The sequence below is a fragment of the Polaribacter sp. HL-MS24 genome (genome assembly GCF_032758595.1).
In the GTDB taxonomy this organism is placed as follows: domain Bacteria; phylum Bacteroidota; class Bacteroidia; order Flavobacteriales; family Flavobacteriaceae; genus Polaribacter.
The window spans coordinates 1,399,247-1,410,945 of record NZ_CP136415.1 but is presented as its reverse complement, the minus strand read 5'-3'; the positions used below and the strand labels follow the sequence as shown (position 1 = coordinate 1,410,945).

At 35.4% G+C, this 11,699-nt stretch carries 8 protein-coding genes, 1 tRNA gene and 2 pseudogenes; 7 read left to right on the top strand and 4 right to left on the bottom strand.

Annotation, left to right across the window (positions count from 1 at the left end; genetic code table 11):
* Positions 1-23 precede the first annotated feature (23 nt).
* The 3 genes and pseudogenes from rpsT to proS form a co-directional block, all read right to left on the bottom strand.
* Positions 24-275 (bottom strand): 30S ribosomal protein S20, encoded by a 252-nt coding sequence (rpsT, locus tag RRF69_RS06655; RefSeq protein ID WP_316939061.1) that lies wholly within the window; start codon positions 273-275, stop codon positions 24-26.
* Positions 276-310: 35 nt separating this feature from the next.
* Positions 311-382, bottom strand: a tRNA-Glu gene (locus tag RRF69_RS06650).
* An 87-nt stretch (positions 383-469) separates the two neighbouring features.
* Positions 470-1,947: pseudogene (gene proS, locus RRF69_RS06645) on the bottom strand (proline--tRNA ligase).
* A gap of 547 nt (positions 1,948-2,494) precedes the next feature.
* On the opposite strand from proS, the gene RRF69_RS06640 reads away from it, so the two are divergent.
* The 5 genes from RRF69_RS06640 (at position 2,495) to RRF69_RS06620 (ending at position 7,085) form a co-directional block, all read left to right on the top strand.
* Positions 2,495-3,163, top strand: coding sequence for a hypothetical protein (locus RRF69_RS06640; protein ID WP_316939060.1), 669 nt, complete (start codon positions 2,495-2,497; stop codon positions 3,161-3,163).
* A 27-nt stretch (positions 3,164-3,190) separates the two neighbouring features.
* The gene (locus RRF69_RS06635) at positions 3,191-4,582 is read left to right on the top strand and encodes an OmpP1/FadL family transporter (RefSeq protein ID WP_316939059.1); all 1,392 of its coding nucleotides are present in this window, start codon (positions 3,191-3,193) and stop codon (positions 4,580-4,582) included.
* A 134-nt stretch (positions 4,583-4,716) separates the two neighbouring features.
* Complete coding sequence (locus RRF69_RS06630) at positions 4,717-5,622, top strand: NifU family protein (protein WP_316939058.1); 906 nt, start codon at positions 4,717-4,719, stop codon at positions 5,620-5,622.
* A 24-nt stretch (positions 5,623-5,646) separates the two neighbouring features.
* Positions 5,647-6,375, top strand: coding sequence for a bifunctional demethylmenaquinone methyltransferase/2-methoxy-6-polyprenyl-1,4-benzoquinol methylase UbiE (gene ubiE / locus RRF69_RS06625; RefSeq protein ID WP_316939057.1), 729 nt, complete (start codon positions 5,647-5,649; stop codon positions 6,373-6,375).
* On the top strand, positions 6,375-7,085 hold the full coding sequence (locus RRF69_RS06620; protein ID WP_316939056.1) for a porin family protein: 711 nt from the start codon (positions 6,375-6,377) through the stop codon (positions 7,083-7,085). Before ubiE ends, RRF69_RS06620 begins: the two co-directional genes overlap by 1 nt.
* A 31-nt stretch (positions 7,086-7,116) precedes the next feature.
* Here the strand turns inward: RRF69_RS06620 and RRF69_RS06615 are convergent, their stop codons facing one another.
* Positions 7,117-7,848, bottom strand: coding sequence for an RNA methyltransferase (locus tag RRF69_RS06615; RefSeq protein ID WP_316939055.1), 732 nt, complete (start codon positions 7,846-7,848; stop codon positions 7,117-7,119).
* 69 nt (positions 7,849-7,917) lie between these two features.
* Between RRF69_RS06615 and RRF69_RS06610 the strand changes: the two genes are divergently transcribed.
* Positions 7,918-10,404: a BamA/TamA family outer membrane protein gene (locus tag RRF69_RS06610; RefSeq protein ID WP_316939054.1), complete on the top strand. Its 2,487-nt coding sequence runs from the start codon at positions 7,918-7,920 to the stop codon at positions 10,402-10,404.
* Between the two features lie 105 nt (positions 10,405-10,509).
* A pseudogene (gene fbaA, locus RRF69_RS06605) lies at positions 10,510-11,568 on the top strand (class II fructose-bisphosphate aldolase).
* Positions 11,569-11,699 lie beyond the last annotated feature (131 nt).

Sequence of the window (11,699 nt, the reverse complement as noted above, 5' to 3'; positions counted from 1 at the left end):
TTATATTGTATACAAAGTACAATCTATAACGCAGCGATATGCTTTGTTAATTTAGATTTTAAATTTGCAGCTTTATTCTTGTGAATAATATTTTTCTTTGCTAATTTGTCAAGCATAGAAATTACATTTGCCAACTTTCCTTCAGCTTCTGTTTTATCTTCTATAGCACGAATATCTCTCAACGCATTACGAGTTGTTTTGTGCTGATATTTATTACGCAATCTCTTAGCGTCGTTACTTCTAATTCTCTTTAATGCTGACTTATGATTTGCCATAATTCTTAATTTATTCGTTTTTAATTAAAACTTTGTAGTCCGTACGGGAATCGAACCCGTGTTACATGGATGAAAACCATGCGTCCTAACCCCTAGACGAACGGACCATAACAATCAAATTATCTCCAATTGCGGGTGCAAATATACAACGTTTTTGAAACCATGCAATCTTTTTTTAAAAAAATTTAAAAAACTTAATAAGCCTTCGCAAAAAGGACTCTTTTTGTTGATGCCTTTCCAGAATAAACACAGGTTCCAGCCTCTTCTTTTGCATCATTTGGAATGCATCGTATGGTTGCTTTTGTCAATTCTTTTATTTTCTCTTCGGTCTCAATGGTTCCGTCCCAATGTGCAGACACAAAACCACCCTTTTTCTCTAATGCTTCTCTAAATTCTTCAAAATTCGAAACTGCAGTAGTATGCTCCTTTCTAAAGTTACTTGCTTTTGTAAATAAGTGCTCTTGAATTTCCTCTAATAAATTTGCTATAAAATCGACAACAGTATCTTGAGAGACGGTTTCTTTTGTTAAGGTATCTCTTCTGGCCACCTCTACAGTATTATTTTCCAAATCTCTATTTCCAATCGCAATTCGTACAGGAACTCCTTTTAGCTCATATTCTGCAAATTTAGCTCCAGGTCTATACGTATCTCTATTGTCATACTTTACCGAAATTCCTTTTTTACGCAACCCTTTTGCAATGAGATCTACTTTTTCTGAAATTGCTTCCAATTGCTCATCTCCTTTGTAAATTGGGATAATTGCCACCTGAATTGGAGCTAATTTTGGAGGCAGAACCAAGCCAAAATCATCGGAATGCGTCATGATGAGTCCACCAATCAAGCGTGTAGATACTCCCCAAGAAGTTGCCCACACATGTTCTTGTTTTCCTTCTTTAGAAGTGAATTTGACATCAAAAGCTTTTGCAAAATTCTGTCCTAAAAAATGACTCGTCCCAGCCTGTAAGGCTTTTCCATCTTGCATCAATGCTTCAATCGTATAAGTCTCTATAGCCCCTGCAAAGCGCTCACTTTCAGATTTTGCACCTTTAACTACTGGCATTGCCATATATTCTTCAGCAAATGTAGCATATACTTCTTGCATTTGTTTTGCTTCTAAAATTGCTTCTGATTCTGTTGCATGTGCAGTATGACCTTCTTGCCATAAAAATTCTGAAGTTCTTAAAAATAAACGGGTTCTCATTTCCCAACGAACTACGTTTGCCCATTGATTGATTAGGAGTGGTAAATCTCTGTAAGACTCAATCCAACCTTTATAGGTATTCCATATAATGGCTTCAGAAGTTGGCCGAACCACCAATTCTTCTTCTAGTTTTGCTTCGGGGTCTACCCGCAATTTTCCAGTCTATCTGGATCATTTTGTAAACGATAATGAGTAACTACCGCACATTCTTTGGCAAAACCTTCTGCGTTTTTCTCTTCGGCTTCAAACAAACTCTTTGGAACAAATAAAGGGAAGTATGCATTCTCATGACCCGTCTCTTTAAACATGCGATCCAATTCTGCTTGCATATTTTCCCAAATCGCATACCCATAAGGCTTGATCACCATACAGCCTCGTACCGCAGAGTTTTCTGCTAAGTCTGCTTTGACAACCAGCTCGTTATACCATTTAGAATAATCCTCTGCTCGTTTTGTTAACTTCTTGCTCATAGTGAAAAGTTTGGCATAAATATTGTAAGTTTATAGTTTGAGATTTAATTTTGCAAATAGTGATCTTCTCAAAAAGTGATACAAAATTACTATAAAATGGTTAGAGACCCGTTATAGTTTTCAACTTTTTGCCAAACAATCTCAGAAAATAAGTATTCATCCTAATATATAGAATTATGAAAGCACTCTATTCAAAATCGAATTTAAATCCATTTTTAACTTTTTTAGGATGTAGTGTATTTCTTATTTCTTGCGGAACCTACTAGGGTGTTTCTCATGGTGATGGAATTTATGAAGATGAATCAACAGCCTCGAGAACTAAAAAAGTAGTCATTCTCAACCAAAAAGAATACTCAAAATATGACAATGATTATTTTGCAGAGGAATTAGCCCTTGTAGATGATCTCAAAAATGATGATATTTTTTTAGATGCAGATAATTACAATTCTATAGACACCGTATATGTTGAAGACGGAAACATGATTGACTACTCTCCAAATCAACCCTGGGAAGTGGTGAAAACAACGATGTCGTAGTGAATATCAATATGAATCCAAATCCTTATTGGAATACTGGATGGGGGGTTTACAATGGTTGGGGATTCAACAACTGGAATTGGAGATGGAGAAATCGATGGGCTTTTGGAGGAGGATTTTACGATCCCTTTTGGAGTCCTGGATATGCTTGGGGATGGGGAGTTTACGATCCTTATTTTTACGGAAACTATCCGTATCGATACCACCCATATCGATACAATCCTTACAGATATAACAATTATCGGAATTCAAGATTTGGAAGAAGAACTGCCTACAACAGTTTCAATCGAGGCGACAATAGATACAGTCTAAGAAACAAAAGAACCATTAGATCTACTAGAAATAATAATGCCCGCAGTGTCAATAGATCTGCTAGAACAACTAGAAATCGTAGCGCATCCACACGTAACAGAATTGAATCTAGAACCTCAAGAAACACACGAACTGCAAGTCCAACAAGATCCAGCAGAAGCACCAGAGTGGCTACGCCTAGAACAAGCAGAAGAAGTTCTACACCAAATCGATCTGTGACTCCTAATAACAATAGAAGCATAAGGAGTTCTTCGCCGAGTAGAAATAGCAACACCCGAAGTTCATCTCCTAGTAGAAGCAGCAACACTCGAAGCAGTGGTCGTTCCGCTAGCAGAAGCTCTGGAAGGTCTTCTAGAAGAGGAAACTAAAATTATCACAATTTTTAATTTACAAAAATGAAACATTTTTTCACCATAGCGATGCTATTCGCAGCAACCCTTGCATCCTATTCTCAATCGTTGAACTATCAAGACTTAGCACTCTTGTTTTCTGAAAACAATCAAAATGGATCAGCTCGATTTACAGGAATGAGCGGTGCTTTTGGAGCTGTTGGAGGAGACATCTCTGCAATCAATATCAATCCCGCAGGAATTGCAGTCTATACAACTTCTGCTTTTTCAGCAACATTGAATTCTAGAAATACAAGCAATACAGCCAATTATTACAACAGCATTCAAACTACCGAAGAACAATTTTTCAATCTTTCACAAGCGGGTGGAGTTTTCGTTTTCGATTCAGGACAGGACAATGGATGGACCAAAGTTGCTGTTGGAGTTAACTTCCGAGTTTCAAAAGATTTTAGGGATGGTTTTTTAGCGGATGGCAATAGTGGTATAGCCACTTTCACACAATATCCGTTGGATAATAATACAATTCCCGTTGACTATCACCTTGGAAAAGAACAACAATTCTCAAGTAGAACCACTGGTGACTTAAGCGAAATCAATATTGCTTTCTCGGCAGTGCATGATCACAAATTATACATTGGAGGTGGTTTCAATACCTATGATTTAAATTTGAGCCAAAGCACTCTGTTAACAGAATACAATACAGATGGAAATGGCAATAATTTAAACGCTACATTGTATCAAGAAAATAACACTACAGGAACCGGAATTTCTTTAAATGCAGGGTTCATTTACAAACTCACTCAAAATTTTAGAATGGGTCTTGCCTATCAAACTCCAACCTGGTTTACAGAAGTTTTACAAGACACCAATTATGGTTTTGATCGTAATAACCAAATTGATATTGATCTTTTTCAAGGAGAAACAACGTATATTGAAGGAGATAATCGCCCGTATACTGAATACAATGACAGACAACTTATTGCCTACAGATTAAAAACTCCTAGTAAATTTACCGCTAGTGGTGCATTTGTCTTTGGGAAAAAAGGATTGGTCAGTATGGACTATACCCATAAAAATTTCTCTGGCATAAAATTAACACAACAGAATTTTTCTCAGGAAAATCAATTTTTTCAAAATGAACTTCGAAATACACACAACCTAACTATTGGAACCGAGTGGCGAATGGATCGACTGAGTATCCGTGGTGGGTATTCCTATGAACAAAGTCCTTTAAAAAAGGGGTCAAACACTGAAAATATTACAGGATATTCTGTAGGGGGTGGATACCATTTTGGAAACACAAAACTAGACCTTTCTTTTAGCAATAGCAACCGAGATACTGCCTACAATTTCTACGCACAATTCAACGCTATCAATGCTGCAAAGTTGACTACAGACAACAAAACAATCACAGCAACGCTTACATTTAATTTATAAAGAGTTCTTCCAAAAACAGAAAACGCTGCAAGTTCAATCACAAAAAAGTGAGGTCTCGCAGCGTTTTTAACTTTTCCAATAAAAGAGATTCATTTCCCCTTTTTTGCCTTAATTTTGCAAATCATTTTTTGATCATGAAAAACACACAAATTACCATACAAGAAACTTCTAATGACAGCATTATAAAATTTGTAAGCAATCAAATTTTAATAAATGGAGGGAGTTACGAGTTTAACAATATCGATGAAGCTAAAAACTCTTCGTTGGCACAAGAATTATTTTATTTACCATTTGTAAAGAAAGTATTTATCACTGCAAATTTTATTGCAATTCAACGTTTTGACATTGTAAAATGGAGCGATGTACAACAAGAAGTGGCTCAACAAATCGAAGCATTCATCAATGATGGAAATACCGTTGTGAACGAATCTTCCGCAACATCAAAAAAAGAGGCTATTGAAATCTATGCTGAAGTAACTCCCAACCCTGCAGTGATGAAATTTGGCTCGAACAAAGCATTGACCCAAACCGATGTGGAATATAAAAACATCGAAGAGGCGAGTAAATCATCTCCTTTGGCACAAGCCATTTTCACTTTTCCTTTTGTAAAAGAAGTATTTATTTCTGATAATTATATTTCTGTTACAAAATACGACATGGTTGCATGGGAGGATGTCTATCCTGAATTAAGAAGCTTTATCAGAGAATATTTGGCCGATGGGAAAACCATAATTAAAGAATTGCCAACTCCAGAAACTTCACCAGAAGCTGTTATCGAAATCCCTAAAGTAGCATTGGAAGGAATTTCTGCTCAAATAGTAGACATCTTAGATGAATATATCAAACCAGCAGTAGCTAGTGATGGAGGAAATATTGCGTTTAGATCTTATGATGAAGAGCGTAAAATTGTGAGTGTTGTTTTACAAGGCGCTTGTAGTGGCTGCCCTTCTTCTACCGCAACCTTAAAAAGTGGTATCGAAAATTTATTAAAAGAAATGCTCCCCAACCAAATTAACGAAGTAATTGCAATTAACGGATAAGAAACCGCCTACAACCACTACAATATGTCAAAAATCATCAAACCTTATAAAGATTCCGATTTAGGAAAAAAAGAACAAGTTGCAAAAATGTTCGATGCTATTTCTACAAATTACGACGGTTTAAATCGTGTAATTTCTTTTGGAATAGATGTAAAGTGGCGTAAAAAAGTGGTCGCTATTGTTGGTAAAAACAATCCAAAACAAATTTTAGACATTGCTACTGGAACTGGAGATTTGGCCTTGATGATGTCCAACTTGAATCCAGATCGAATTGTAGGTTTGGATATTTCTAGCGGAATGCTAGAAGTAGGGAAACAAAAAATTGCCAAAGCAAACCTTTCCGATAAGATCGAAATGATTGTGGGTGATTCTGAAGACATGCCTTTTGAGGATGACACATTTGACGCCATTACTGTTTCTTTTGGAGTCCGAAATTTTGCGAATTTAGACAAAGGCTTGAAAGAAATTGCACGCGTTTTAAAACCAAGTGGAGTATTGGTGATCTTAGAAACCTCTAACCCTACCAAATTTCCTTTTAAACAAGGATATCAATTACATACTCATTTGGTGTTACCAATAGTCGGAAAACTGTTTTCGAAAGACAAAGTCGCCTATTCGTATTTGTCTGAAAGTGCCAATTCTTTTCCTTTTGGAGAAGCCTTCAACAATATTTTGAAAAAAAATGGGTTTACAACTGCAGAAGACCAACCAGTCACTTTTGGGGTTGCTACAATTTATACTGCACGAATCTAATGAGTAAGAAGTATTTGATTTTTATTGGTTTTTTGGCGATCTCTACAGCAATTTTTTCACAAAAGGATCGGGTAGAAAATTTACCAACTTTTGATAAAAGAATTTTGCACTATGGTTTTTACTTGGGGCTCAATCAAAATGACTTCAAACTTAACATCAAAGAGAACTCTTTTGGAGTAAAACCAAGAAACATTACCATTGAACCCACTACTGGATTTAATGTAGGACTGATTGTTGATATGCGTTTGCACAAGAACTTAAATCTTCGTTTTGAGCCTGGATTGATAAGCAATACCAAAAAAATTATTTTCAATGCTTTAGACAACCCTAAAGACAGTATTCGAGAAGCAAGCTCAACTTTTTTACACGTCCCGCTTGTGTTTAAAATGAGTACTGACAGGTATCAGAATATTCGTCCTTATCTTTTAGCGGGTATTTCTTATGACTTTAATTTGTCAAGTAATGAGAAAAATCAAGATGACAATTTTTCTGGAGAATTTCGAATGAAAACTCACAACTTCATGTATGAATTGGGAATTGGAATTGACATCTACTTCTATTACTTTAAGTTTTCTCCATCGATTCGAGGTGTTTTCTCTTTGACAAATGAAATAAAATTCGACAATGAAGCCAATGGTGCGAGTCCATGGACCGACCCAATCAACTTCATGGGAACTCGGGGTCTTTTTATAAATTTTGCTTTCGAGTAGCTGCCATTAAGTTTGGCTATTGAAGTAAAACCTACAGCTCTCTTTTAAACTCACTCAATAATATCGCAGTAGCAGTAGCTACATTCAAACTTTCTGTTTCTTGAATTCTTCCAAATCTAGGAATGGTAATTTTATGAGAAACAAGCTCCCGAATCTTTTCAGAAATTCCATTTGCTTCATTTCCCATAATTAAGACAGCTTCATTTGGCAAAGATGACCTGTACACATTCTCCCCTTCCATATCTGCAATAAAAGTGGGCAATGTGGTTTCTTTTAGATAATGATTCAAATCGGTATACCGAATAGAAACCCTTGTCAAAGAACCCATAGAGGCTTGTACTACTTTTTGATTGTAACAATCTACCGTATCTAAAGAACACACCAATTGTCGAACTCCGAACCAATCGCACAGACGGATAATCGTGCCTAAATTTCCTGGATCATTAATTGCATCCAAGGCCACAACAAGTCCATCGTTTTGAAGACTTAATTCCTTTGGAGTATGAAAAATGGCAAAAACTTTGTTGGGTGTTTTCAACTTACTGATTTTTTTTAACTCATTTTCTGAGATGAAAAAAACTTGATCCTCTGGAACTGAATATGGAAAATCTTCCATGCAAAAAAGAGCGTGTAATTTAAAATTAGACTTCAAAATTTCTTCAACAACCTTAACCCCTTCGGCAATAAACATTTGATGCTTGATCCGATACTTTTTTTGCGATAAACTAGTTATCAGTTTCAGTTGATTTTTAGAAATACTCATTTATTGATTCTAATTGAAAATATACCATGGAAAAATACTATTTTTGGGTCAAATAGCCTTGCAAACTTAATGAAAAAACTCACGCTTTTTTTCTTACTGATGATTCTTTTTGCTTCTTGTAATTCGACAAAGCATGTTGCCGAAGACATGCACATGCTCAAACAGAATTATATTTTTGTAGATAGTGTCCAAAATAAAAACAGTGAGCTGCAAAAATACGTTTTACAGAAACCGAATTCACGATTTCTTGGAATTCCTTTTGGGTTGTACCTTCATAATTTAGGAAGTCATTCAAAACCAAAAACAGCTAAAGAATGGGGCGATAAAAACATCCATTCGTATCGTTTCATCAAAACATTTTTTTCTGAAAAACAAAGTATTGCCTATGCAAATACATTTATTGGTATCAATAATTGGTTTTTAGACAATGATGAACCCGTGATTGTAAACCAAAGAAAGATCAAAAAAACTGCCGATAACTTGTTGGCATACTATAAAACTCAAGGGTATTTTGAAGCTACGGTAAACACCGTGATTGACAAAAAAGATGCAGCCAAAAAAGCAACTGTTGCCTACCATATCAAATCTGGAAAACCAACCTTTCTAGACACCATCTCGATCTCAATAGCATCGCCTGTTTTAGATTCAATATATAAAAATTCCGCAACAGTCTCTCTGTTGAAAAATGGAGATCAATATAAAAATCAAACCTTTATCGACGAAGCAAAACAAGTCATCAAATTGTATCGAAATAACGGAATTTATCATTTTGCCGAAAATTATTTGGGCTTTTATGTTGACTCTACACGAAACGATTACAAAACAAATGTTGATTTCATTATTTCTGGAGAACGTATTCTTGAGGAAAATGGAGCGTATATCAACAAACCTTTCAAGGTTCAAAAAATCAAAGAGGTCAGTGTGATAACTGATTATTCTTTTGCCAAAAAGGGCGAAAAATACCAAGATACTCTTTCTTATGAAGGCATTCGTTTTATAGGATACGATAAGGTAAAATACAATCCAAAATACCTTTCTCAATCCATTTTCTTAAAACCTTATGAGGTATACAAAGATACCCTGAGAAATTTGACGAGAAATCATTTGAAATCATTGAATAACTTTAAGTCTACAAGCATTCAATTTGAAGAATTAAATGACGAAGAGTTAAAAATGAGCATTCTGTTATCGCCGATCGAAAAATACACCTTAGGCTTTGAAACAGAATTAACACATTCCAACATTAGAGATGTTGGTACTTCTGCAAAATTTTCTATTACAGATCGAAATGTTTTTAGGGGTGCTGAATTGTTAAAGGTCTCTTTTTTAGGTTCTTGGTTCAACGCCAATAATCGTCCTGATTGGGAAATTGGTACAGATGCCTCAATAGAAATACCAAGATTTGTAGCTCCTTTTGGATTGAGCAGAATGGTTCCAAAGGAGATGTCACCGAGAACCCTATTTTCTGTGGGAACAAGTATTCAAAAAAACATTGGGCTAGACCGACAAATCTTTACTCTTTTTACCGATTACAAGTGGCAGTACAACGCTACAAAAACCATTCAGCTAGAAGTTTTCAATACCCAATATGTTCAGAATCAAAATGTTGACAAATATTTCAATGTGTATAGTTCGGAATTCACCAATCTAACCACTGTTGCTCGAGCTTACAAAGGAGATCCCTCCTTTGACTTTCCCAACGATGAAACACGAGCTCAAAAAACCTTAAGCCTGATGAAGGAAGTTTCAGGAAGCAGTGATTTTCGGGCCTCAAACCCAACCGAATTTAACAACAACCTAGATCTACTTAACCGGTACAATATCATCACCTCCGATTTTTTAATTCCAACCATAGCCTACTCATTTACCTACAACAATCAGTCAAACTTTAAAGACAATCAATTTTCATTTTTCAAGATTCGTATCGCAAATTCTGGAAATATTTTAGGCTTACTTTCCGACAAGCTCAATGCAAATGGTAAAAAAACGTTTTTAAAGATTCCATTGGCACAATATTTTAAAACGGATCTTGAGTACAAGAAATTTTGGAGCGTAAGTCCTACCTCTGTTTTGGGTATTCGTAGTTTTTTAGGAGCCATTATTACCTATGACAATTCGGATATCCCTTTTACTAAAAGTTATTTTGCAGGAGGGTCCAATGATATTCGAGCATGGCAAACCTATGATCTGGGTCCCGGAAGAAGAAATACGGGCTTGGAATACAATGTTGGAAGTTTAAAGTTTCTCACCAGTTTAGAATTTCGATTTGATATTGTTGGAAAACTCAAAGGAGCTGTTTTTGCAGATGCAGGGAATATCTGGGACATTAGCAATTCATCTTTTGTAGATCTAGATGCAAAATTCGATGGATTTTCATCCATCAACGACTTTGCTGTTGGAACGGGCTTTGGAACACGTTTGGATTTTAATTTTTTAATTCTTCGATTTGACGTTGGTTTCAAAACCCATGAACCGTATCTTGACGGAAATAAATGGTTTCAAAACTACAACTTTCCGAGTGCCGTTTATAATATCGGGATCAACTACCCATTTTAAGCCAATCTTCAAAGACTAAAACGTTTTAGTAAACTACTTGCTTTTTTTTAATTTTACGTAAAAAAACATGTAATTTTGCAAAGAAATAAACAAAAACATTTTTTTATGATCAAGCCCGGAGTAGCCACAGGAAAAGAGGTTCAAGAAATTTTTAATTTAGCAAAACAAAAAGCATTTGCGATCCCTGCTGTAAATGTAGTTGGTTCAAGTACTATTAATGGAGTTTTAGAAACTGCAAGAGATTTAAATGCTCCTGTGATTATTCAATTTTCAAATGGTGGAGCACAATTCAATGCTGGGAAAGGTTTGTCAAATGAAAATGAAAAAGCAGCAATAGCTGGTGCAGTTGCAGGTGCAAAGCACGTTCATTTATTAGCTGAAGCATATGGAATTCCAGTAATTTTACATACTGATCATGCCGCTAAAAAATTATTGCCTTGGATCGACGGTTTATTAGATGCAAGTGAGCAACATTTTAAAGAAACTGGAAAGCCATTGTATAGCTCTCATATGATTGATCTTTCTGAAGAGCCTTTGGAAGAGAATATCGAGATTTGTAAAACCTACTTAGCTCGTATGAGTAAGATGGGAATGACCTTAGAAATTGAATTAGGAATTACAGGTGGTGAAGAAGACGGTGTTGACAATTCTGATGTGGATGTTTCTAAATTATATACACAACCTGAAGAAGTTGCTTATGCATACGAAGAGTTACTAAAGGTATCTCCTCAGTTTACGATAGCTGCTGCGTTTGGAAATGTACACGGAGTTTACAAGCTATGAAATGTAAAATTAACTCCAAAAATTTTAAAGAATTCTCAAGAATATATTTCTGAAAAATACAAGGTAGCAGACAACACTATTGATTTTGTTTTTCATGGTGGTTCTGGTTCTACCCTAGAAGAAATTAGAGAAGCTATTGGATATGGAGTGATCAAAATGAATATTGATACCGATTTACAATATGCATTTACAGAAGGAATTCGCGACTACATGTTAGACAATAAGGACTATGTTTCTTCGCAAATCGGAAATCCTGATGGAGCAGACCAACCGAACAAAAAACACTACGATCCTAGAAAATGGTTAAGAGAAGGCGAGCTAACTTTTAAAGCTCGTTTAAAACAAGCATTCGAAGATTTAAACAATGTAAATACACTATAAATTTACATTTAACATTCTGAATAAAAGCATTTTGATGTAAGGTCAAGATGCTTTTTCTATTCAAAAAAGAATTCTTAAAAAAGAAAAAACTTAAAGTTCACAAAAAACTTTTACATTTGTAGCTAGCTGTT